Origin of the sequence: Allokutzneria sp. A3M-2-11 16, assembly GCF_024213555.1 — a bacterium.
Taxonomy (GTDB): Bacteria; Actinomycetota; Actinomycetes; order Mycobacteriales; family Pseudonocardiaceae; genus Allokutzneria.
The window spans coordinates 1,812,544-1,835,410 of sequence record NZ_JANAVO010000001.1 but is presented as its reverse complement, the minus strand read 5'-3'; the positions used below and the strand labels follow the sequence as shown (position 1 = coordinate 1,835,410).

22 protein-coding genes are annotated in these 22,867 nt (G+C 70.5%); 10 read left to right on the top strand and 12 right to left on the bottom strand.

Annotation, left to right across the window (positions count from 1 at the left end):
- Positions 1–18: 18 nt before the first annotated feature.
- The 3 genes from NLX83_RS09230 to NLX83_RS09220 all read right to left on the bottom strand — a co-directional run bounded on the left by NLX83_RS09230 (position 19) and on the right by NLX83_RS09220 (position 1,944).
- Entirely contained in the window at positions 19–504 is a 486-nt protein-coding gene (locus NLX83_RS09230; protein WP_254234411.1) for a single-stranded DNA-binding protein, read from the bottom strand.
- Positions 505–528: 24 nt separating this feature from the next.
- On the bottom strand, positions 529–825 hold the full coding sequence (gene rpsF / locus NLX83_RS09225; RefSeq protein WP_254234410.1) for a 30S ribosomal protein S6: 297 nt from the start codon (positions 823–825) through the stop codon (positions 529–531).
- Between the two features lie 138 nt (positions 826–963).
- Positions 964–1,944, bottom strand: a complete 981-nt coding sequence (locus tag NLX83_RS09220) for a hypothetical protein (protein ID WP_254234409.1) — start codon at positions 1,942–1,944, stop codon at positions 964–966.
- Between the two features lie 168 nt (positions 1,945–2,112).
- On the opposite strand from NLX83_RS09220, the gene NLX83_RS09215 reads away from it, so the two are divergent.
- Positions 2,113–2,883, top strand: a complete 771-nt coding sequence (locus NLX83_RS09215; RefSeq protein WP_254234408.1) for a deoxyribonuclease IV — start codon at positions 2,113–2,115, stop codon at positions 2,881–2,883.
- Between the two features lie 66 nt (positions 2,884–2,949).
- Here NLX83_RS09215 and NLX83_RS09210 read toward each other — a convergent pair whose 3' ends face one another.
- Both NLX83_RS09210 and NLX83_RS09205 read right to left on the bottom strand, forming a co-directional pair.
- Positions 2,950–4,761 carry a phosphoenolpyruvate carboxykinase (GTP) gene (locus NLX83_RS09210; RefSeq protein ID WP_254234407.1) on the bottom strand — a complete coding sequence of 604 codons (1,812 nt, stop codon included), beginning with the start codon at positions 4,759–4,761 and terminating at the stop codon, positions 2,950–2,952.
- A 367-nt stretch (positions 4,762–5,128) separates the two neighbouring features.
- Positions 5,129–5,929 (bottom strand): hypothetical protein, encoded by an 801-nt coding sequence (locus NLX83_RS09205; RefSeq protein ID WP_254234406.1) that lies wholly within the window; start codon positions 5,927–5,929, stop codon positions 5,129–5,131.
- An 89-nt stretch (positions 5,930–6,018) separates the two neighbouring features.
- Between NLX83_RS09205 and NLX83_RS09200 the strand changes: the two genes are divergently transcribed.
- Complete coding sequence (locus tag NLX83_RS09200) at positions 6,019–6,519, top strand: GNAT family N-acetyltransferase (RefSeq protein WP_254234405.1); 501 nt, start codon at positions 6,019–6,021, stop codon at positions 6,517–6,519.
- Between the two features lie 11 nt (positions 6,520–6,530).
- Here the strand turns inward: NLX83_RS09200 and NLX83_RS09195 are convergent, their stop codons facing one another.
- From NLX83_RS09195 to NLX83_RS09185, 3 genes are read right to left on the bottom strand one after another with little or no spacing between them, the layout of a single operon-like run.
- On the bottom strand, positions 6,531–8,375 hold the full coding sequence (locus tag NLX83_RS09195) for a dynamin family protein (protein ID WP_254234404.1): 1,845 nt from the start codon (positions 8,373–8,375) through the stop codon (positions 6,531–6,533).
- On the bottom strand, positions 8,372–8,773 hold the full coding sequence (gene grpE / locus NLX83_RS09190; RefSeq protein WP_254234403.1) for a nucleotide exchange factor GrpE: 402 nt from the start codon (positions 8,771–8,773) through the stop codon (positions 8,372–8,374). The genes NLX83_RS09195 and grpE overlap by 4 nt, the downstream gene beginning before the upstream one ends.
- A 5-nt stretch (positions 8,774–8,778) precedes the next feature.
- A complete protein-coding gene (locus tag NLX83_RS09185; protein ID WP_254234402.1) occupies positions 8,779–10,365 on the bottom strand; it encodes a dynamin family protein in 1,587 nt (528 codons plus the stop codon).
- Positions 10,366–10,458: 93 nt separating this feature from the next.
- On the opposite strand from NLX83_RS09185, the gene NLX83_RS09180 reads away from it, so the two are divergent.
- Both NLX83_RS09180 and NLX83_RS09175 read left to right on the top strand, forming a co-directional pair.
- Positions 10,459–11,721, top strand: coding sequence for a sensor histidine kinase (locus NLX83_RS09180; RefSeq protein ID WP_441296805.1), 1,263 nt, complete (start codon positions 10,459–10,461; stop codon positions 11,719–11,721).
- A gap of 81 nt (positions 11,722–11,802) precedes the next feature.
- Positions 11,803–12,462, top strand: a complete 660-nt coding sequence (locus tag NLX83_RS09175; protein ID WP_030427805.1) for a response regulator — start codon at positions 11,803–11,805, stop codon at positions 12,460–12,462.
- On the opposite strand, the gene NLX83_RS09170 is transcribed toward NLX83_RS09175, so the two are convergent.
- The 3 genes from NLX83_RS09170 to NLX83_RS09160 form a co-directional block, all read right to left on the bottom strand.
- A complete protein-coding gene (locus NLX83_RS09170; protein ID WP_254234401.1) occupies positions 12,459–13,010 on the bottom strand; it encodes a TetR/AcrR family transcriptional regulator in 552 nt (183 codons plus the stop codon). The genes NLX83_RS09175 and NLX83_RS09170 overlap by 4 nt on opposite strands.
- A 145-nt stretch (positions 13,011–13,155) precedes the next feature.
- A complete protein-coding gene (locus tag NLX83_RS09165) occupies positions 13,156–13,590 on the bottom strand; it encodes a PPOX class F420-dependent oxidoreductase (protein ID WP_254234400.1) in 435 nt (144 codons plus the stop codon).
- Between the two features lie 189 nt (positions 13,591–13,779).
- Positions 13,780–14,229, bottom strand: a complete 450-nt coding sequence (locus tag NLX83_RS09160; RefSeq protein ID WP_254234399.1) for a universal stress protein — start codon at positions 14,227–14,229, stop codon at positions 13,780–13,782.
- Between the two features lie 390 nt (positions 14,230–14,619).
- Between NLX83_RS09160 and NLX83_RS09155 the strand changes: the two genes are divergently transcribed.
- The 6 genes from NLX83_RS09155 to NLX83_RS09130 all read left to right on the top strand — a co-directional run bounded on the left by NLX83_RS09155 (position 14,620) and on the right by NLX83_RS09130 (position 21,886).
- The gene (locus NLX83_RS09155; protein ID WP_254234398.1) at positions 14,620–15,240 is read left to right on the top strand and encodes a hypothetical protein; all 621 of its coding nucleotides are present in this window, start codon (positions 14,620–14,622) and stop codon (positions 15,238–15,240) included.
- 13 nt (positions 15,241–15,253) lie between these two features.
- Positions 15,254–17,134 (top strand): Hsp70 family protein, encoded by a 1,881-nt coding sequence (locus NLX83_RS09150; RefSeq protein ID WP_254234397.1) that lies wholly within the window; start codon positions 15,254–15,256, stop codon positions 17,132–17,134.
- 30 nt (positions 17,135–17,164) lie between these two features.
- Positions 17,165–17,878: a tRNA (guanosine(46)-N7)-methyltransferase TrmB gene (trmB, locus tag NLX83_RS09145; RefSeq protein WP_254234396.1), complete on the top strand. Its 714-nt coding sequence runs from the start codon at positions 17,165–17,167 to the stop codon at positions 17,876–17,878.
- A gap of 165 nt (positions 17,879–18,043) precedes the next feature.
- On the top strand, positions 18,044–19,216 hold the full coding sequence (locus tag NLX83_RS09140; protein ID WP_254234395.1) for a nitric oxide synthase oxygenase: 1,173 nt from the start codon (positions 18,044–18,046) through the stop codon (positions 19,214–19,216).
- A gap of 90 nt (positions 19,217–19,306) precedes the next feature.
- Entirely contained in the window at positions 19,307–20,527 is a 1,221-nt protein-coding gene (locus NLX83_RS09135; RefSeq protein ID WP_254234394.1) for a VanZ family protein, read from the top strand.
- Positions 20,528–20,554: 27 nt separating this feature from the next.
- A complete protein-coding gene (locus tag NLX83_RS09130; protein ID WP_254234393.1) occupies positions 20,555–21,886 on the top strand; it encodes an amidohydrolase family protein in 1,332 nt (443 codons plus the stop codon).
- Positions 21,887–22,135: 249 nt separating this feature from the next.
- Here the strand turns inward: NLX83_RS09130 and NLX83_RS09125 are convergent, their stop codons facing one another.
- A complete protein-coding gene (locus NLX83_RS09125; RefSeq protein ID WP_254234392.1) occupies positions 22,136–22,822 on the bottom strand; it encodes an SDR family oxidoreductase in 687 nt (228 codons plus the stop codon).
- Positions 22,823–22,867 lie beyond the last annotated feature (45 nt).

Below are 22,867 nucleotides of genomic sequence, written 5' to 3'. Positions count from 1 at the left end.
GACCCGAGGTCAGCGAGGTCAGAACGGGGGCTCATCGCTGTAGCCACCGCTCGCGGCGGGTGCGGCGGGCGCGGAGCCCCACGGGTCGTCGGCCGGAGCGCCGCCGCCTCCCTGGCCACCACCACCGCCGCCGCTTCCGCGGCTCACCCGGTTGACCTTCGCCGTGGCGTAGCGCAGCGAGGGGCCGACTTCCTCGACCTCAAGCTCGTAGACCGTGCGCTTCTCGCCCTCGCGCGTGTCGTAAGACCGCTGCTTGAGGCGTCCCTGCACGACAACGCGCATGCCACGGGTCAGCGACTCGGCCACGTTCTCGGCGGCCTGTCGCCAGATGCTGCACCGCAGGAACAGCGCTTCCCCGTCTTTCCATTCCCCCGACTGCTTGTCGAAGGTTCGCGGGGTCGATGCCACGGTGAAGCTGGCAACGGCCGCGCCGGACTGGGTGAAGCGGAGTTCGGGGTCGGCGGTCAGGTTTCCGACCACCGTGATCGTCGTCTCGCCAGCCATGGTGTCGAGATCTCCGTCCTAGGACTACTTCTTCGCGGACTCGCGGCGCAGGACCTTGGTCCGCAGGACCGAGTCCTGCAGCGACAGCTGGCGGTCGAGCTCCTTGACCGCAGCGGTCTCGCAGTTGATGTCGAGGACGGCGTAGATGCCCTCGGCCTGCTTCTTGATCTCGAAGGAGAGACGACGACGGCCCCAGACGTCGACCTTCTCCACGTTGCCGCCAGAGGTGCGGATCACGTTGAGGAAGGTGTCAAGGGTCGGAGCGACGGTGCGCTCGTCGAGGTTCGGGTCGAGAATGACCATCATCTCGTAGTGACGCATGAAGACCACTCACCTCCTGTGGGCTTGGTGGCCACGGCGGTTCCGTGGCAGGAGGGTCGTCGCGTCAGCAACCCGAGGAGCCTAACAAGCACCCCCGACAGAGTTGTAACCGGCCGGGTGTGCCGCTGCGCACCCCGGTCAGGCCGGGAGCCTGCGCAGGGCCCAGGTGCGGACCAGGGCCGCCGTCACGCAGGACAGCGCCAGCGCCGCGAGCAGCACCGGACCCGCCACGCGGCCGGACTGGCCGGACGGCAGCGCCGAAGCCTGCCCGGCCGAGCGCACGCCGTCCTCGTCCGGCTCGCCGAGCCTGCCGAAGACGGGGTCGTAGCCGGGGACGTTCTGGCCGTAGCGCAGTCCCGGCGCGAGCGCGCCGAGCCCGCCGGGCATCGCCACCGGCAGGTTCGAGTAGTCGTAGAGCGGCACCCTGCCGAAGTCGAAGTAGCCGGTCGGCGGCCACAGGGGCAGCTGGAAGTCCGGCAGCCCACCGGCCCCGGGGTGCGCGCCGGGCTGGAGCTGCGGGGGCGGGGTCTGGTGGCCCGGACCGGGCTGACCCGGCTGCTGGCCGGGGTTCGGCTTGGGCGGCTGCTCCGGGGCCGGGGTCGGTCCCCCGCCGGTGAGCCGCTGCGAGGCGTCGGCGATGGCGCCGGTGCCGTCCTGGGCGGGCTTGCTCGCGGCGTTGACCAGCTGGGTGGTCACGCCGCAGCCCGCGGTCAGTGTCCGCCGCACGCCGTCGAGGACCGCGCCGAGCACGGGGCCGAGCAGCGGGATGTCGTCGATCTTGTCGATGACGGCGCTCGCGATCTGCCCGCCGCCGATGTAGCCGCCGGAAGCGTTCGGCACGGCACCGATCGGGATCGGCGGCAGCCGCCGGATCGCCTTGTCCGCCTCGCCCGCGATCGGCGGGCCGAGCAGCGGCACCGCGCGGACCAGGTTCACGACGGGAGCGGCGATCGCGCCGGGGTTCAGCGAGACCGGCTGACCCGGGGTGCCCATGACGGTGGCCTTGCAGTCGCCGACCACGATCGGCTCGGCGGCAGCGGCTGCGGCGAGCCCGGTGCTCATGGCGCCGCCGAGGACGACGGCCACCACGGAGATCCGCAGAGCCTGCTGCAGGCGCATGGCCACCCCTCCGGTGCGTACCGATCGGTAACGTCACCAAGTCCAACGACGGAGGACGGCGAAGGTGACGCCGTCACTGAGACATGTCACTGGGGAGATCTTCCCGGCTTCCCGCTTGTTACCCGGCCACGGCCCGGACTACCCGTTCGGCCTACTACCCTCGTGTTCATGCGCATTGGGGCCCATGTCGGCGCCGAGGACCCGTTGTCCACCGCACAGCGGCTCGGTGCAGAGGTCGTCCAGTTCTTCCTGTCCGACCCGCAGAGCTGGGCCGCTCCGGTCCCGCACCCGCAGGGCGAACAGCTGCGGGAGGCCGGTGTCGAGGTCTTCGTCCACTCGCCGTACGTCATCAACGTGGCGTCGCTGAACAACCGCATCCGGATCCCGTCCCGCAAGTCGGTGGCGCAGCAGGCCAAGGCGGCGGCCGAGATCGGCGCCTCCGGGCTCGTGGTGCACGGCGGCCACGTGACCAAGGGCGAGGACCCGGCGGCCGGACTGGCCAACTGGCGCAAGCTCTTCGAGCGCCAGGCCGAGGCCGGCGGCTTCGCGGTGCCGATCCTGATCGAGAACACCGCGGGCGGCGACAACGCCATGGCCCGCCGCTTCGACATGCTGGCGCGGCTGTGGGAGGCCGTCGGCGAGTTCGGCGCGGGCTTCTGCCTGGACACCTGCCACGCGTTCGCCGCGGGCGAGGAGCTGCCCGGCATCGTGGAGCGGGTGAAGGGCATTACCGGGCGAATCGACCTGGTGCACCTGAACAACTCGCGGGACGCTTTCAACTCGGCGCGGGACCGGCACGCCAACATCGGTTCCGGAACGATCGAGCCGGAAGTGCTCGTCGCGGTCTGCGACACCGCCGGTGCGCCGATCGTGTTGGAGACGCCCGGTGACGGCCAAGCGGCGGACATCGAATTCCTCCGGACGCACGTGAAGCGCTGAGGCGAAAAGCACAAAGAAAGGCCCCGAACCCGGCAAAGCGGATTCGGGGCCTTTCTTCGAATTGGTCTAGCCCAATCGCTGCTTCAGCGCGGCCAGTTCGTCGCGGAGCAGGCTCGGCACCTTGTCGCCGATCTTGGCGAACCACTCCTCGATCAGCGGGATCTCCGCGCGCCACTCGTCGGCGTGCACCGCGAGGGCCTTGTCCACGTCCGCGGCGTCGATGTCCAGACCGGTCAGGTCGAGCGCCTCGGCGGTGGGCACGTGGCCGATCGCGGTCTCGTTCGCCGCGGCCTTGCCCTCGATGCGCTCGATGACCCACTTCAGCACGCGCGAGTTCTCGCCGAACCCGGGCCACAGGAAGCCGCCGTCCTCATCGCGGCGGAACCAGTTCACGTAGAAGACCTTGGGCATCTTCGCCGCGTCGGCGCGCTTGCCCATGTCGATCCAGTGCTGGAAGTAGTCACCGGCGTGGTAGCCGATGAACGGCAGCATGGCCATCGGGTCGCGGCGAACGACACCGACCTGGCCGGTCGCGGCCGCGGTGGTCTCGCTGGAGAGGGTGGCGCCCATGAACACGCCGTGCTGCCAGTCGCGCGACTCGGTGACCAGCGGGATCGTCGTCTTGCGGCGTCCCCCGAAGAGGATCGCCGAGATCGGCACGCCCTGCGGGTCGTCCCACTCCGGGGCGGTGATCGGGCACTGGTCGATCGGCGTGCAGTAGCGGGAGTTCGGGTGCGAGGTCAGCTCCTCGTCGCCCGGCGCCCAGTCCTTCTTCTTCCAGGTGGTCAGGTGCGCGGGCGGCTCGCCCATGCCCTCCCACCAGATGTCGCCGTCGTCGGTCAGCGCGACGTTGGTGAACAGGCTGTTGCCCTTGGCGATGGTGCGCATCGCGTTCGGGTTGGTCTTCCAGTCGGTGCCGGGCGCGACGCCGAAGAAGCCGTTCTCCGGGTTCACCGCGTACAGGCGGCCGTCCTCGCCGAAGCGCATCCAGGCGATGTCGTCGCCGAGGGTCTCGACCTTCCAGCCCGGGATGGTCGGCTCCAGCATCGCCAGGTTGGTCTTGCCGCAGGCCGAGGGGAACGCGGCGGCGACGTAGTGGACCTTGTCCTCCGGCGAGGTCAGCTTGAGCACCAGCATGTGCTCGGCCATCCAGCCCTCGTTGCGGCCGATCGAGGAGGCGATGCGCAGCGAGTAGCACTTCTTGCCGAGCAGGGCGTTGCCGCCGTAGCCGGAGCCGAAGCTCCAGATGGCCCGCTCCTCGGGGAAGTGGCTGATGTACTTGGTCTCGTTGCACGGCCACGGCACGTCCTGCTGGCCCGGCTCCAGCGGGGCGCCGATGGAGTGCAGGCAGGGCACGAAGTCCGCGTCCTCGCCGAAGCGGGCCAGCGCCTTGTCGCCCATCCTGGTCATGATCTTCATCGACACCACGACGTACTCGGAGTCGGTGATCTCCACGCCCAGCATCGGCTTCTCCGCGGTCAGCGGGCCCATGCAGAACGGGATGACGTACATGGTGCGACCGCGCATGCAACCCCGGTACAGCTCCGTCATCAGGGACTTCATCTCCGACGGCGGCATCCAGTTGTTCGTCGGCCCCGAGTCGGCCTCGTCGACCGAGCAGATGAACGTGCGCTCCTCGACCCTGGCCACGTCGGAGGGGTCCGAGGCGCACCAGAAGGAGTTCTGCTTCTGCTTCAGCGGCACGAAGGTGCCCGCGCGGACCAGCTGCTCGGTCATGCGCTGCCATTCCTCGTCCGAACCGTCGCACCAGACGACCCGCTCGGGCGTGGTGAGCTCGGCGACTTCCCGCACCCAGGACAGCAGGCGCGGGTGGTTGGTCGGGGCCTGGTCGAGACCGGGAACAGCCAGTGCGGTCATCGCGCTCGTCTCCTAGCTGGGCGGGTGCCCGTTCCTTCAACGCCGGGGCCGGGGTAGCCGGGCGAATTGAGAAAAAGCTGCGCCACGCCCTGAGGAGGGGCGTGGAAGAAAAAGGGATGCCTGTGAGGCTAGCGGTACCCACCAACGGCTAGCCCCATGCCTGTTGTCGGTTCCCTCACATAACCGATCAGGGAATCGATTCAGCCCCGAATGGGCGCCGGTAAACGGGTGACAGGCAAATGTGGTCGGTCACATTGGGCGCGATGTTGGTCACGTGTGATCCGCGACGAAAGGACTTCTCGTTGCGGCTGCCAACAAAAAGCCCCGCCCTCCCTGATCGGGACGGCGGGGCCGGTGTCGCGGAGCACTACTTCCAGCGCGGCTCCTGCGGGGTGGGCGCGTTCGGCGGGAGGCCGGTGTCGCCGACCCACTGGCCGCTCTTCGGGTCCACCTTGATGGTCTTGTTCTCCGACGGCCGCTCGACCGGCTCGGCCTCCTCGTTCAGGCCCCAGCCGTTGTCGAAGGACTCGGACTCCTCGGTGCTGGTCGCCGCCTGCACCTCGCCGTCGCCGACCGCGCCGAGCTTCTCCTCGTTGACCACGACCCAGTCGTTGCCCTTGGTGTTCTCCTTCACGATCACCTGGCCGTCCTTGGTGATCGTGGTGGACAGCTCCGCGTCGCCGTCGCCGTCGGTGTCGGCGTAGATCACGGTGTTGCCCTGGGAGTCGGTCACCGTGACGGTGTCGCCCTTGCCGTCGTTGTTGGTGTCGACGAGCTGGCCCTCCACCCGGTGGTCACCGTCCGGGCCGTGCACGACCATGCCCGAGCCCGCGCCGTAGAGGCCCTGCCGCTCGTCGGGTCCGCGGCCGCCGCCCTTCTGCTCCGAGACCCACTCGCCGGTGGCACCGTCGAACTTCGCGCTGCTGACGACGTCGCCCTTCTCGTTCAGGGTTCGCATCATGTCGGCACGGCCGTCGTTGTTGGTGTCGGTGAAGCTGAGGTAGCCGTCGTCCGTGGACACCATCGCGGTGTCCTCGATGCCGTCGTTGTTCAGGTCGCTGGTGGCTTCGGCGGTGTACTCGTCGCCGTCGACGCTGACCTTGATGTCACCGTCGGTCCCACCGGTCTCCTCGATGTACACCGGGAATCCCCCCATCCAAGCTCGCATGTTGACTGCAGGTGAGACTCAAGGTAGGCCGCCTCGGTTCCCACGAAAAGCGCGGGACCTTCCGCTCACCCTGATGGGAGGCTTCGCCGGTGACCGCAGGACCCAAGCGCAGCAGGTTGCAGGTGGTGCTCCCGCGCCCGACGCGGCCGATCGATCCCGCGTTCCGGCACCCGCGCCCCGAGGACGCCCCGGAGCTCGGCGACCTCGCGTTGCGCGCCTACCGGGGCACCCCCGACGACGGTGACGTCGGGACCTCCCCTCAGGAGGCGGCCGAGGAGATGGGCCGGGTCTTCGACGGGACCTACGGACCGCCGCTGCTGGACGCCTCGTACGTCCTGGCGCACGAGGACCGGCTCATCGCGGGCGCGCTGGTGACCCTGTGGAAGGACGGGCCGCTGCTGGCCTACCTGTTCACCGCGCCGGAGCACGTCGGCAAGGGGCTGGGCAGCCGGTTGGTCAACGCGGTGATGGCGGCGCTCGGCGACCTCGGGCACACCTCGCTGAACCTGGCCGTCACCGAGGACAACCGAGCCGCCCGCCGGTTGTACGAGCGGCTCGGATTCGTTGTGGTCCAAGGCAGATCTGTCTAAGGAAGATCTGTCTAGGCCGACTGCCGGTGGTGCTGGCGGATCAGGCCGAGCAGCTGCTCGCACCGCTGCAACGCCCCGTTGGCGTCGGCGAGGCGGCGGTTGACGACCTGGAGCTGGCGCCCGCGCTCGGCGGCGTCCATCCGCAGCGCCTTGTCCACCTCGCGCAGTTCCTCGTCGATCGAGTTGACCCGCTTGAGCAGGGCGTCGTCCAGCGCGAGGGTGAGCTGCTGCTCGGCCTCGATGAGCTGTTCGGAGACGAGCTGGTCCATGGTGGAGCGCCCGTCGGCGATGGCCTCGGTGATCCACTGCTTGAAGTACTGCTTGTCCGCGGCGTGCTTGCGGGTGCGCGCCATCCACCAGCCCGCGCCGAGGCCGATCGCGATGGTCGCGGGCAGCACGATGGCGCTGCTGAGCGCGACGCCCACCCCGGCGAGCGGCATCATCGCGACGGCCCGGCCGAGGCCGAGGCCGCCGGAGACGCCCATGAACACCAGCAGCTTGTCCTCGGCGGTCGGGGGGCGGCGCTCCGGCGGGCGCAGCACCACCGGCGGCTGACCGGCGCGGGCGAACTGGGCGCGGATGACGGCCAGCTCCTCCGGCGAGAACAGCTCGCTGAGCGCCGTGGTCGCCACCCGGTCCAGCCGCTGGCTGAGCATCAGGCTGATCCGGCCCGAGACCATCTGCAGCGCCGCGTCCACCTGGGCGGGGAGGTTGGCAAGCGCCTCGCGGTCGGCGACGTCGGTCTGGCGGCGGAACCACGACGAGACGTCGCGCATCTGCCTGCTGACCTCGTGGCCGCACTCGACCCTGGTGCGCTGGATGTCGCCGCGCAGCTTCAGCTGCCAGCCGCGGGTGGACGACCGGCGTTCGGTGTTCAGCTCGTCGCGCCGCGCCCGCAGCGAGTCCGCCTCGTCCTCGCCGGTGCTCAGCGCGCGCTGTTCGGCCTGGAGCTTGGACTGCGACTCGGCGAGCGCGGTGACCGAGGCCCGCAGCGCGTTGGCCTCGCCGAGCATCGCGGCGCTGCCGACGACGACGCGCTGGAGCGCGCTTTGCAGGGTGGCGATCCCGGACTGCTCGCGCAGCATGGTCGCGGCCTGCTCGTTCGGCGCGTTGCCCGCGAACTCGAACAGCCGCGAGGACACCGGGTAGAAGTCGGTGTCGGCGAACCGGGGCGCGTGTTCGAGCAGCAGCTGGCGGTTGGCTTCGAGCACCTGGCGCCAGCCGCGGTGCTGGTCGGTCTTGGTCAGCGCGAACAGAACGGTCTCGACGCGTTCGCCGACCTCTTGCAGGAAGCGGAGTTCGCCCGCGGTCAACGGCGCGGAGGCGTCGACGACGAAGAGCAGCGCGGTGGCGTTGGACGCGGCCTCGGCCGCCAGCTCGCCGTGCATCGAGTCCAGCCCGCCGACGCCCGGAGTGTCCACAATGGACATGAAGCGGAGCACCGGGATCGGCGCCTCGATCTCCACGTAGCGCGGCGGCAGCTGGCCCTCGGGCAGTTCCGCCTGCGCCGAGACCCAGTAGTGCAGTTCGTCGATGGGGAACGACACCGGCGGGACCTGGCCGGCGTAGCAGGCGCGCCCGGCCCACTCCGGTCCCTGCTTGATCACCAGGTAGGTCGCGGTCGCCACGTCGGCGTCCACCGGCGACACGCTCCGCATCGCCAGTAGCGCGTTGACCAGCGAGCTCTTCCCGCGGTTGGTCTCGCCGACGACCACGACGGAGGGAACCTCCTGCGCGGCCTCGCGGGTGGAGCGCACCCAGTCGGCGGCGTCCGCGTCGGACTCGCGGAGCAGGTCGACGACTCGTTCCAGGGTCTGCCCGACGAGCTTGGGCAGGGGCACGCCGGTGGTGCTCACGCTTCGCTGGCTCCGCTTCGCCTGGTGTAGACGGTGACGATCGGGGCGCGCAGCCACCGGCCGTTGTCGGTGAAGCCGACGACCTCGGTCTCGGCGACGAGGCCGTCGAGGTCGGGGTCGTCGGTCGGCAGGGTGCCGCCCGCCTCGTGGTGCGCGGGGTCGAAGCGTTCGCCGTCGGGTCTGACCGCGACGACGCCGACCTCGGCCAGTCCCTCCTCGATCCGGTCCGCGACGCCCGCGCTGCGCGCGCGGTCGAGTGCGTACAGACAGAGCTGGACCAGCTTGCGGCGCTCGACGTCCTCGGTGGTGTCGAGAACGGCGTTGTCCGGGTTCACCACAGACCCCATGTCGGTCTCTGACGAGCCGGTGCCGCTTTCGGTTCCTTCCGGACCGGACATTCTTCTCAGCCTCCCTCGCGGACCTGCTGCCAGAGCAGGAAGTACGCGCGGTGCACCACGTGCGCGACCCGGCTCTGCCCCGGTGTGGCGCCGAAGGACGCGAACGAGCGCCACCAGCCCGCCCGCTCCAGCGCGTACGCCTCCAGCTCGTGCTTCGGCCGTCCCCGCAACCCCAGCTGCGCGTCCACCCCGCCGCCGCTGCCGACCCTGATGACCTCCTCGGTCAGGTCCACCGGCATGTCGACGGCGCCGGAGGCGACCAGCGTGAGCGCTTCGAGCAGCCGCAGCTGGTGCGCCTCGGGCTTGGCCAGCAGCACCTCGATCGCGTCGTGCACGCGTTGCCGCTCGCCGGTGTCCCCGCTGGCCTGCGCGAGCGCGGTCACGGATGCGAGCGCGGCGGCGGCCTTGATCCCGTCCGAGCGGGCGCGGAACACCGCGTCGAGCCGCCCGCGCACGCCCGCGAGGCCGGAGGAGTCCAGCAGCGTGCGGCGCAGCGCGCCCGCGGTGATCGCCGGTTCCGCGTCGATGGCGTGCAGGGCGACCGCGATCCCGTGCAGGTCGAGGTGCTCGAGCAGCCGGGTGCGCACGGACGGCGAGACCGGGCAGTCCCAGGCGGTGAACAGGTCGGCCGACATCAGCATGGTCATCCTGCTGGCCTCGTCCAGCGCGGCGAGCTGGCGCAGCGCGTCGGCGTCGGCCGAGGTGAACCCGCCCGTCTCGGCGGTCTCGGCGAGCAGGCCGATCACCGGGAGCACGTCGGCGACCCGCGGCTTGAGGCTCTGCGCCTGCTTCTCCGCGAGCAGCGTCGCCGCCTTCCACACGTCGCCGCCCGCCCCGTCCACGGAGTCGGCGACGATCGTGTCCGCCTTGTTCAGCAGGGCGATCGCGTTGACCGGCCCCGCTTCGCGGCTCGCGGTCGCGGCGGTGAAGGCGGCCAGCGCCTGCTGGTCGTCGGCCCGCACGCCCTGGGTCACCACGTAGAGCACCGCCTCGGCGCCCGCGACGGCGTTGCGCGAGACCGGGTCCAGGTCGTCGGAGTCCGCCGCGGACTCCGGCTCGGCCTCGGCCGCGGCGCCCAGCAGCTGTTCGGTGCGGGCCACCGACGCGGCGTCCAGCGAGCCGAGCCCCGGGGTGTCGATCACGGTCAGGTCCCGGAGCACCGCGTTGGTCAGGTAGGCCTCCAGGTGCGAGACCGTGCTGATGTCCACGCCCAGCTCGGACGGGATGGTGCCGCCGCTGTCGAAGGGCAGCACCTGTTTGCGGCCGTCGGTGAAGACCACCTCGACGCGGTCCACCGTCCCGTACTGGAACCGGGTCACCAGCCGCGTGCACTCGCCGACGTCGGTCGGTGCGACGCGGCGCCCGATCAGCGCGTTGACCAGCGTGGACTTACCCGACTTGATCCGTCCGGCCACCGCGACCTGCAGTGGCGCGTTCAGCCTGCGCAGCACCTCGCGGAACCCGGCCGCGGTGCGCGGCCCGACCTGCGGCTGCAACCGCTGGCAGAGGTTGGCCACGGCCGCGGACAGCGGTCCTGGCCAGTGCGGCTCGCTCCCGGTCACCAGTTCACCCCCACTACGAGCGAACTGCATCGTGTCATGATCGCCGACCCGGCGAACTCCGGGCGAATCACTAGAAGGTCACGGCGAGCTGTGAATCCGGCCAGGTCGACGCAGCTGGCGCAAATGTCAGACCTCGGGCGGACGCAGCGCCGAACCCGACTACCTAACCTCACGGACGTGCGGCGGCTCAGTCTGTGGTTGCGTACCCACCCCCTGGTGGGCGACACGATCATGGTCGCGTTCCTGATCCTGCTCGACGTCCTGTCCTGGGGGCTGTTCAACGTCCCGCCGGAGAACTACTATTCCGTGGGCGCGCTGCTGCTCTGCCCGCTGATCATCCGCCGCCGCCAGCCGGTGTTCGCCGCGGGGATCATCGCCTTCGGCGCGCTGCTGCGGATCTTCACCCACCCCGACGACCTCTCGCTGCCGCGGGTGGCCGAGTTCGGCATCTTCATCGCGCTCTACACGCTCGTGCTCCTGGGCAACCGCCGGGTCGCCATCGGCTACCTGCTGTTCTCGCTGGCGCAGAGCGCGCTGTTGATCACCCGCGCCTACTACGAGAACCCGGGCGATGAGAACCGGGTGGAATGGCTGCTGATCAACATCTTCTGGTCGGTGGCGCTGCCCGCGTTCTGCTGGCTGCTCGGCGAGTTCGTCGCGGCCCGGCGGGCCTACCACGCCGAGGTGGAACAGCGGCTGCGCATGCTAGAGCTGGAGCGCGACCAGCAGACCAAGATCGCCGTGGCCCAGGAGCGCACCCGGATCGCCCGCGAGCTGCACGACGTGGTCGCCCACGCGGTGAGCGTGATCATCGTGCAGGCCGACGGCGCCAGTTTCGTGATCAAGGAACAGCCGGTCATCGCCGAGCGCTCGCTGCGCACCATCGCCAGCACCGGCAGGCAGGCGCTGAACGAGCTGCGCAGGCTGCTGGGCGTGCTGCGGGCCGAGGACGAGAACCCGGAGATGGTGCCGCAGCCCAACGCCGGGCAGCTGGCCGAGCTGGTGGACAAGGTGCGCTCGGTCGGGCTGCCGATCGAGCTGGAGCTCACCGGTGACCTGGACGAGCTGCCGACCGGGGTGGGCCTTGGCATCTACCGGATCGTCCAGGAGGCGCTGACCAACATCCTCAAGCACGCCGGGCCCGGGGCGATGGCCACGGTGCGGGTGGACCGGCGCGAGGACTCGGTGACCGTGCAGGTGCTCGACGACGGTTTCGGCACCCCCGGTGACCTGGTCACCGGCGGCAACGGGCTGATCGGCATGCGCGAGCGCGCCGCGGTCTACGGCGGGACGCTGGACGCGGGCCCGCGCGAGGGCGGCGGGTGGCAGGTCAACGCGCTGTTGCCGCTCAGCGTTCGGCCAACCGGACCGAATCCGGTCCGCTGATCGCGTTTGCCTGAATTGTCGTTCTCAAAGTCCTACTCTCTGGCCTGCCACGAAGGGCCCCGGCGCTCTAAGCTCGCGTTCGTGATTCGCGTGATGCTGGTGGACGACCAAGAGCTCATGCGCATGGGATTCCGCATGGTGCTCGACGCGCAGGAGGACCTGGAGGTCATCGGCGAGGCTGGCGACGGCGACGCCGCCGTCCGGCTGGCCGCCAAGCTCCAGCCGGACGTGGTGCTGATGGACGTCCGGATGCCCCTGCTCGACGGGGTCGAGGCGACGAAGCGGATCACCGGGGACGGCAGCTCCAAGGTGCTCGTGATGACCACCTTCGACCTGGACGAGTACGTGCTCGCCGCGCTGCGCAACGGCGCGAGCGGCTTCCTGCTCAAGGACACCCCGCCCGCCGACCTCGTCTCGGCGCTGCGCGCGGTGGCCAGCGGGGACGCGGTCGTCTCGCCCAGCGTCACCCGCCGCCTGCTCGAACGCTTCCTCGGTTCGCCGGAGTCCGGCCAGCTGCGCGACGCCGCCGTGCTGGAGGTGCTGACCGAGCGCGAGCGCGAGGTCTTGGTCCTGGTGGCCAAGGGCATGTCCAACGCGGAGATCGCCAAGACGCTGTTCCTGTCCGAGGCGACGGTGAAGACCCACGTCGGGCGCATCCTGTCGAAGCTGGACCTGCGGGACCGCGTGCAGGCCGTGGTGCTCGCCTACGAGACCGGCCTCGTCCGCCCCGGCGACGCTTAGCGCCAGGCGTCGATCACCGCGCCGATGTCCTTGCGCAGCAAGGTGATCAGCTTTCCGCGCGGACGGACCGACCATTGGATCGCGGTGCCGTTGCCCAGCGCGTGGAGAATGCGCCCCGCGGCTTCGGGCAGTTCCGCGGCGGTGGCGAGCACGGTCAGTTCGGCCTGGACGGTGCCGAAGTGCTTGTCCAGCGCCACCCGCAGCGCGGGGTCTGCCAGGTCCGACGCGAGCTGGGCCAGGTCGTTGGCCGCGGTCTCCGGATCGTCGAGGTCGGCGAACGCGGCGACCGCCCCGGCACGAAGCGCTTCGACGGGATCGGTGTGCTTCGCGGCCGCGGTGCGGATCGCCAGCACGGCCTGCTCGGTGCCCGGGGTGAACAGCGCCAGCAACAGGCCGTGCTTGGAGCCGAACCGCTGCGCGAAGGTGCCGACCGAGACGCCCGCCTCCTTGGCCACGTCGGCCAGCGTGAAGCCCGGACCCATCCGCTTGATGACGCGCCCGGTGGCGTCCAGCAACTGCTCATCGGTGATCGTCCGTGGTCGGGGCACGGAGTTATTGAATCACCATTCACTCATCGTGTAGTTGTGTACCCAATGTGGCATTTGTTTCGTCAGACGTAACCAATGCCACATTGGGTACGTCAGTCCGCGCTGAGGAGGTTGAGAAGGGGGGCGAGAAGGAGGGGCGGAGTGATCAGTCGGCGACGTTGCGGGCGCCGATGACCTTGTCGACGCGTACGCGGACGAGGAGTTCGCCGGGCACCGCGTTGCGCTTGCCGTACTGCTCGGCGAGGTCCTCTCCCATGTACCGCCCGGCGATGCGGGTTCCCCAGTGCAGCAAGGCGTCCAGGTCCTCGCTGGCGCTCGCGGTTCCGAAGATCGTGACGAAGTCGAACGGTGGCCGCTCGTCGTCGAAGCAGATCGCGATCCGGCCGTCCCTGGTGATCGCCTTGCCCTTCACGGTGTCCCTGCCGGTCATGAAGACCAGCTCGTCCCCGTCCACGTCGACCCACACCGGGACGACGTGCGGGGAGCCGTCCTTGCGCACCACGGCGAGCTTGCCGGTCCGCGCGGGCAGCGCACCGACGAACTCCTTCCACCAGCCCTCATCCGGTTTCGTGTATCCCATGCCCCGACACTAAGCCGTCCGCCGTACTCCTTCGAGCTGAGGCAAATGCCAGACCCCAGGCGGACGCGGTGGGCGGGAACAGCCGCGATGGTGGAGCCTGACGCACGCGGTGGGCCGTTCGGCGGGCACACCGCTGCCGAGGTCCGGGCTGCCTTCGGGGGCCGGCCCGGCCCTCGGCCGGCGGCGCCGTCACGGATCGGGCCGCACCACCAGCACCGGGCACTTCGCGCAGCGGACGCACTGGTCGGCGACCGGGCCGGGCGAGCGTCCGCCGCTGTGGCTGATCACCAGCAGCTCCGCCTTCTCCGACATCGCGATCAGCGCCTCCGGTGAGCGCACGTGCACCACGTGCACGTTGATGTCCAGGTTCTGGTTCTCTCCCAGCTGCTCCCGCGCGAGCTTGTCAGTGACCTCGGCGAGCCACTTCTCGTACTCCTCTATGGCGGGCACCGCCCCTGGCGGGCAGTCGGGTGGTCGCGGCGCGGTGCGCAACGACCACTCGCGGACCACGTGCAGCGCGCAGTCCCGTCGGTTGGCTTCCTCGATGGCCGTGCGCAGTGCACGGGCGGACTTCAGCCCGTCGACTCCGACCACGACGCCACCGATGATCTCCGGTAGTTCCACCGTGCGAGTTCCCATCGACCAAGAAAAGACCAACCCCGAAGTGTTGTCGAGACCACACGCGGGTTGCGCTGAACGTGTAGATCGCGTCAAGACCTCGTGAATCGACGCACAAGCTCGTGACATCGCTTCGAAACCGGATTCTTATGGAGCTGAGCTGCACAAACGACTCCTCCGACGCTATGGCGGCGCGGTGTTTGCCGGTCGGGATACGCCGGATGAGCGAAGGCGAAAGTGATCGTTCCACGGTAGTTTCGAGAACACAGCGCGGTCGTCAGCGACGGGTTGTCACGCAGTCGCCGATTGCGCCGACCCGATGCGCAATCCGCACCGGGACACCCCACGAGCGGCACCACGACGGCCGGCAACGGCGCCGCGTCGAGGTCACGCAGAAGAACCGGTGCACCCATGACCGAACCGCTTCTGAACGCGCACGACGCAGCCCGCACCTCGCGCCCCGGCCTGCCGGAGCAGCGGCGCATGGTGATCGGCAGACAGCCGCCGTCCGGCCTCTCCGGTATGCGGGTCTCGTCGGTGCTGAGCCTCGAATGGTCCATGTCGCTGTCCCGCAGCGGCGCAGCCGAACTCTCCCGCAGCCCCGCGGACAGCCGCCGGACCTGGATCCACCGCGCCCCCGAGCGCCAGGTGCTCACCCTCTACCGCGAGGTGATCGCGGTGTGCCCGGACTCCCCCGCCCCGTGGTGGCTGCGCGCGGTGCACCGCGGTGACCTGCTGCACCGCGAGGCCGGGTTCACCCTGGAGGACGGGGTGCACGAGCTGCTCTCCGCTCGCCCGGGGTGGGCCTACGTGCCGTGGGTGAACGAGGGCGAGGACGGCTACTGGGAGTACGAGCCCTCCGACACCGGCGTCTACCAGCCGATCACCGTGCGGCTCACCGACCGGCACCGCGGCTGGGTGGACGTGCTGCCCGCGCAGCCGCAGGCCAACGACAGCGTCCAGCCGGTCCCGCTCGCCGGGCCGTTCGACCTGCGCGCGCGGATCTCGGAGTTCGAGAGCTGGACGGCCTAGTACGGTCTTGCCCGTGCGCGAGCTCTCGGTCGACTTCGGCACCTCCAACACGGTCGCCGCGGTGCGGACCGCGCCCGGCCTCCCGCCCCGGCTGCTCTCGGTCGACGGCTGGCCGGTGCTGCCGTCCGCGGTCTGGCTCGCCCCGAACGGGGAGCTGGTGGTCGGCCGCGACGCCGAGCGGCAGGCCCGGCTGGACCCCAGCCGCTACGAGCCGAACCCGAAGCGCCGCATCGACGACGTCGAGGTGCTGCTCGGCGACCGGGTCATCCCCGTCGTCGAGCTGATCGCCGCGGTGCTGCGCCGGGTCGCCGACGAGGCGCGCAGGCAGCTCGGCGGGGAGCCGGACCGGGTCGTGCTGACCCATCCCGCGGACTGGCGGCTGATCCGCTGCAACACGCTGCGCGCCGCGGCGCGGGCGGCGGGCTGGTCCGTCCCGGTGCAGCTGCTGGCCGAGCCGGTCGCGGCGGCCGCGCACTTCGCCGAGAACGGGGCGGTCGTCGATCCGGGGCAGGCGCTGGTGGTCTACGACCTCGGCGGCGGCACCACCGACACCGCCGTGGTGCAGCGGATCGGCCAGAACGACTGGCAGGTGCTCGCCGAGGCCGGGCTCTCCGACGTCGGCGGGACCGACTTCGACCAGGCGCTGGCCGAGCACGTGCGCGCGGTGGTGGACCGCGACCATCCACTGTGGACGGAGATCCGGCGGCCGGGGACCGCGGCGGCCCGCCGCGCGGCGCGCACCCTCGCCGACGACGTCCGCGCGGGCAAGGAGGCGCTGTCCCGCTACCCGCAGACCGACATCCCGCTGCCCGATCCGCTGCCGGACGCGCACGTCACCCGCGCCGAGCTGGAGGCGCTGGTCCGGCCAGGGATCGAGCGCACGGTGTCGATGCTCAGCGGCACCATCGCCTCCTCCGGCCTGGACCGCTCCCGGTTCGCCGGGATCTACCTGGTTGGCGGCGGGACGCGGATGCCGTTGGTGGCACAGGTGATCAGCGAACGGCTCGGCGTGCTGCCGGTGGCGGTGGAGTCGCCGGAGAGCACCGTCGTCGTCGGCGCGCTGTCCATCCCGCCGATGCAGGACGCGACCGACCCGCAGGAGCGCTACCCGCACCAGCTCGGGCACCCCGGCTACCAGGGGCACCAGCCGCAGCCACACGCGCTGCCGCCGACGCACCCGCAGACCCCGCCGGCCCCGGCCCCGGCGATGAGCATGAGCATGCCGCCGCCCGGCCAGTCCACGGTGTCCCGGCACAACCGGGGCAAGCTGATCGGCATCGGGATGGGCGTGCTCGGCTTGGGCGCGCTCGCCGTCGTGGCCGTGCTGATGATCGTCAACGGCAGCCGGGGCAACCTGCCCAGCGATGCCGCGGGCTCCAGCACACCCAGCGCACCGGCCCCCTCGTCCTCACCCTCGTCCTCGTCGGAGGTCGTGCCCGCCGGGGACAAGAACGCCCCGTTCGGCAGCGACGCGGAGCTGCGCGGGTTCGCGGGCAAGGCCGTCGACCGCGCGCAGAGCTGCAAGAAGTACTCGTCCCCCGCCGTCGACCTGGTGTTGCGGGCGCGCACCCAGGTGCAGTGCGAGTACAGGGTGGACGGGCAGAGCGAGCCGATGACGGCGAGCTTCTTCGCCACCGACAGCGCGGGCTCCTGCGCGACGTTCGCCACCAGCTTCGCGATCGCGGCCCAGTCGGGTGGCCAGGGGCAGTGGACCGGCGGCGGGCGCTCCGGGACCTGGCACGACTACACCGTGGCGGCCGTGCGGGCGTCGACCACGATCTACCAGGACTCCGGCGGGAAGCTGTGCGGTGTCGTGGAGTCCAAGGAGGGCGCCGGCGTGCCCGCCGACGTCGTGCACCGGTTCTGGGAGACGCAGGTCAAACCCGGCGTCTGAGCTGCGCAGGGGGAATGACAGCATCGTCGCGTGACCTCCAGCGAGCAGCGGCCGTCGCACTGGCGGACGATCGTGAGTTACGTCCAGCGCGGCGAACGGCAGACCGTCGGCCAGGACCGGGCGTGGAACCAGTACTGGGCCGACCTCGGCAAGCACGTCGAGGAGCTGCCCGAGGGACCGCTGGACTTCGGCTCCTGGTTCGGCCGCGGCGCCCCGGTGCTGCTGGAGATCGGCTCCGGGATGGGCGAGGCCACCTCGCTGCTCGCCAGGGACGCGCCGGAGATCAACTACGTCGCGGTCGAGGTCTACAAGCCCGGCCTGTCCCAGCTGCTGCTGCGGGCCGAGGAGCACGACCTGAAGAACCTGCGGCTGCTGCGCGGTGACGCGGTCCGCCTGCTGCACGACCACGTCGCCCCCGCGTCCCTGCACGGGGTCCGGCTGTTCTTCCCCGACCCGTGGCCGAAGACGAAGCACCACAAGCGGCGGATCGTGCAGCCCGAGTTCGTCGCGCTCGTCGCCTCGCGGCTCGCGCCGGGCGGGGTGTTCCACATGGCCACCGACTGGGAGCACTACGCGGAGCAGATGCTGGCGGTGTGCTCGGCCGAGCCCGCGCTGCGCAACCTGCACGACGGCTGGGCGCCGCGACCGGACTTCCGGCCGGTGACCAAGTTCGAGCAGCGCGCCCGGGTCGAGGGGCGGATCGCGCGGGACCTGATGTTCGAACGCGTCTCCGAAGAGGCATGAAGTGCCATCGCATATCACCCTGACGGGTAGTCAAGACTGCTGTTGATCATGCCGAATGCGCACGCTGAGTTGCGCTGGCCACGATCGAGTGGGAAGCCTTGACCTGCGACTTTGCCCCATCTGGTAGTGACGAGTCACCGGTGTTTCCGAGTACGGTTCCCGCCCGTGACCGCACTCCGTGACGAGCTGATCACCCTCTCGACGGGTTCGCGGAACCCTTCTGGGCGGATCACCGACCTCGCCGCCGCCGAAGAGTTCCTCCGCATGTTCCACGACTCGCACTCCGACGCGGGTCCACTGGGGAAGCGGCTGACACAGGTCCGCACGGAGATCGAGAAGACCGGCACATACCGGCACACACCCGCCGAGCTCGCCTACGGCGCGCGGGTGGCGCTGCGCGACAGCGGCTGGTGCACCAGCGGGCTGCCGTGGCGCCGTCTCAAGATCAGGGACCTGCGCGGGGTGCGCAAGACCGCCGCGGTCGCCTCGGAGTGCTTCGAGCACCTCCGCCTGGCCAGCGCCAACGGCAAGGTGCACCCCTTAATCACCATCTTCGCGCCGGACTCCCCGGACCGGCCGGGCCCGTGCATCTGGAACGAGCAGCTGGTCCGCTACGCGGGCTACCGCGACGAGTCCGGGCGCGTCGTCGGCGACCCGCGCTACGCCGAGTTCACCGAGGCGGTCATGCGGATGGGCTGGCGGCCGCCGAAGACGCGCGGGCGGTTCGACCCGCTGCCGCTGGTGGTGGAGACCTACGACGAGGGGCCGCACTGCTTCTCGGTGCCCGCCGACGTCGTGCGCGAGGTGGAGCTGACCCATCCCGAGCTGCCGTGGTTCGGCGAGCTGGGGCTGCGCTGGCACGCCGTCCCGGTGATCGCCAACATGCGGCTGAACATCGGCGGCGTCGACTACCCGGCCGCGCCCGTCAACAGCTGGTTCGTCGGCGCCGAGATCGGCACCAGGAGCCTGGCCGACGAGGGTGGCTACGGCGTGGCGCGCGAGGTGGCCGAACGCCTCGGGCTGGACACCTCCAGCGAGCGGACGCTGTGGCGGGACCGGGCGGTGGTCGAGCTCAACCGCGCGGTGCTGCACTCCTTCGACAGCGAGGGCATGACCATCACCGACCACCACGCGGAGGCCCAGCACCGGCTGGCGTGGCTGCGCAACCGGCAGAAGACGCGGGGCAACCGGCCCGCCTTCCGGGTCGATCCGGAGACCGTGCAGCGGGCCAGGCAGGGCGCGCCGGAGCGGTTCCCGGCCGGGTCGATGGAGGCGACGGAACCGCAGCACGGCAGCAGGCTCGCGGCGCTGCTGCGGCAGCGGCTGGGCGGTTCCTGACCCCCGACAGGTGATTCCTGGCCGAAAGTCGGGGCGCGCCAGCCATCCGGATGATGAAGCTCGTTCGGACGGGGCCCAGAATATGCAGCCGTGTCCCCTGTGTACCTGCAGAACATCCAGACCGGGTTGCTGTACTTCCTGGTCGCGGGTGTGGCCCTGCTGATCCCGATCGTCACCTTCCACTACTTCCGGTTCGGCAGGGTCGAGCCGCGCCGCTCGTTCGTGCTCTACGCGGCGCTGCTCTACGCCCTGGTCGTGCTCGTACTGGTGTTCATGCCCTTCCCGCCGATCGCCAGCGTGTGCAAGCAGGGGTTGCAGTCCACGCAGTGGGTTCCGTTCCAGTTCGTCGCCGACATCCAGGCGGAGATGACCAAACGGCACCTGAGCGGCTTCGGCTCGGCGATCACCAGCAAGTCGATGCTGTCCTTCGCGTTCAACGTCGCGCTGTTCCTGCCGCTGGGTGTGTTGCTGCGCAAGGCCTACGGGCTCCAGCTGCGCTGGGTGCTCCTGGCCGGGTTCCTCGCCTCACTGGTCGTGGAGATCATCCAGGTCACCGGCAACCTCGGCATCTACCCCTGCCCCTACCGGCTCTTCGACGTCGACGACCTGATGGCCAACACGCTGGGCGCCACCCTCGGCGGACTGATCGCCCCGGCCGCGGTGATCGTGCCGAAGGTGTTGCCCGCCAAGGAGGTCCTGGCCCAGCTCGACGCGGTCGGGTTGCCAAGGCAGATCGTGGCCTACGGGCTGGACATGTTCCTGTTCGGCTTCGCGCTGGCCTTCGCGCGGCTCGGCCTCGACCGTTCCGAGGCCAACTCGGTCTGGGCGATGCTGGCGATCTTCGCGCTGATCCGGCTGGTGTGCCCGCTGCTCACCCAGGGCTACACGCCCGCGGGCAGGCTGCTGAAGTTCAAGGTGCGCAAGGTCGACGGCACCCCGCCCAAGCTCGGCGCGCTGATCGTGCGCGAGGTGTTCGGGCCGTTCGGCATGCTCGTGGTACTGATCTGGGTGATGCTCGCTTTCGGACCGGCGGTGCTGGAACTGCTCGACCGGTTCGCCGTCGCGCAGACCTACGGCCTCACCCGCAACGAGCTGGTGCTCAGCGTGGCGCTGGCCGGGACCGCCGGGTTCGTCTTCTTCCTGCTGACGCCGGTGTTCCGCCGGGACCAGCGGGCCTGGCACGACCAGATCGCCGGGGTGCGCTGCGTGCTGGACAACCCGCGCCCGGACCCGACGACGCAGGTCGAGATCGAGGAGGCCATCGACGAGCTGACCGCGGTGCATCCGGTGGAGGGGCCGAAGGCGGAGTAGGCGGGGGCGGCCTGGCAGTATCCGTTCATGTTGGTATCGCTGCGCCTGAAGGCCCCCGTCGTCCTGCCCTGTGACCCCGCCTGCTCGGTGCTGCGGGACGCCGTCGTCGACATCGACGCAGACGGCCGGATCGTCCACTGTGGACCGTCTGCGGACGCGCCGGAGCTGCCCTCCGGTGCTCAGGTGCGCGAGCTGACCGGAATCCTGGTGCCGGGCCTGGTGAACACGCACGCGCACACGCCGATGATCCCGTTGCGCGGGCTCGGCGGGGACCTGCCGCTGATGCGCTGGCTGACCGAGGCGATCTGGCCCGCCGAGGCCAAGATGATCGACCGCGACTCCTACGACGGCATGCTGCTCGGCTCGGTGGAGATGCTGCGCGCGGGCGTGACCACGAGCGTGGAGATGTTCTTCCACGGCGAGCACATGGCGCAGGCCGTGCTCGACACCGGCGGCCGCGTGGTGCTCACCCCGGGCATCATCTCCGCGCCCGGCCTGGAGCGGCTGGGTACCTGGCAGCAGCTCGCCGAGCACACGACGCGGTGGATCGACACCGATGGTCTGCGCTTCGGCCCGGCCGACCGGATCGAGCTGGGCTACGGCCCGCACTCCGCGTACACGCTGCCGCCGGAGGCCATCGCGGAGATCTCGCAAATGGCCCGTGATCGTGGTGCGCTGATGCACATCCACGTGGCCGAAACGCTTGCGGAGGACGGGAAGCAGCGCGAGGAGCACGGTTCTGTGCCGCAGCTGCTCGAGAAGATCGGCGCGCTCGGCGGACGGGTGCTCGCCGCGCACGCGGTGCACCTTTCCGACGCCGACATCGAGATCTTCCAGCGCCACGACGTCGCCGTCGCGCACTGCCCGAACTCCAACGCGAAGCTCGCGTCGGGCACCGCGCGGCTGCTGGACCTGTTGGGCGGCAACGTTCGCGTCGGCCTCGGCACGGACGGCCCGGCGAGCAACGACGACCTCGACGTGTGGGACGAGGTCCGGCTCGCGGCGCTGCTCGCCCGCCTGGAGCGGGGGGACGCCGCCGCGCTGACCGCGCCGCGCGCCCTGCTGCTGGCCACGCGCGACGGTGCGGCGGCGGTCGGTCGCGACGACATCGGCGCCCTGGAACCCGGGCGGTGGGCCGACGTCGTGCACGTGGACGTGGACAGCCCGGCTTTCCCGCGCGGCACCGAAGCTCCGGACGTGCAGCTGCTGTCGAACCTCGTCTGGTCCGCCGCGGCGAGCCAGGTCACCGACGTGTGGGTCGCCGGACAGCACGTGATCGGCGACCACGAGCCGACCCGCGTCGACCGCGCCAAGGCCCAGGCCGAAGTCCGCCGCATCGCCGAACGCATCGCCCACTGACACCGCCACTGACCCCCACGCTTATGCCCTGAATGAGTCATTCGGGTACTTGAACTCCCCCAATGACTCATTCAGGGCACTCGGAGCGCCCTCAATGACTCGTTCGGTCCGTTTGGGGAGAACGTGAATGACTCGTTTGGTGCGCTAGGAGGTTGCCCTGAACGGGTCGTTCGGGGCGTTGGAGGACCTGAATGACTCGTTCAGGGAGTTGGCGGCCCTCAATGACTCATTCAGGGCAAAAACGCGGGGTTAGAGGCGGCTGTCGGGGCGGACGACGAGTTCGGTGAGGTGGGCGTCGCGGGGGGCGGTGATGGCCATGAAGACGGCGCCGGCGACGGACTGCGGCTGGAGGTACTTCTCGGGCTCGTAGGCGCCGCCCTCCGCCTCGCGCACGCCGCGTTGCATGTCGGTGGCGGTGCGGCCGGGGTGGACGGAGGTCACGCGCAGCGAAGGCTCCTCGCCGCGCAGGCCGTCTGCGAACGCGCGGAGAGCGAACTTGCTTGCGGCGTAAGCGGTCCAGCCGGGGTTGACCCGCAGGCCGGTGCCGGAGTTGATCAGGATCACGTGGCCCTGCGCGGTGCGGAGGGCGGGGAGCAGGAGCCGGGTCAGCTCCGCGACGGCGACGACGTTGACCTCCATGGTCCGGCGCCAGGTGGCCACGTTCGTCTCGGCGACGGTGCCCAGGGAGGACACACCGGCGCTGTGCACCAGCACGTCGAGCCGGGGGATGCCGGAGGTGGCCGCGGCGAGCGCCGCCGAGTCGGTCAGCTCCACCGGCCACGGCCGCGCGTCGGGCAACGAGCGGGCGAACTTGTGCAGCGCTTCCAGGTCCCGTCCGCCGAGCAGCAGGTGGTGGCTGGGCGCGAGCAGCTCGGCGACGGAACGGCCGATCCCCTTGGTCGCCCCGGTCACCAGCGCAACAGGTCGTGAGTCCATGCCCCGACCTTAAGCTCTGGCCCGGGGCTTGACGGATCGGCGGTG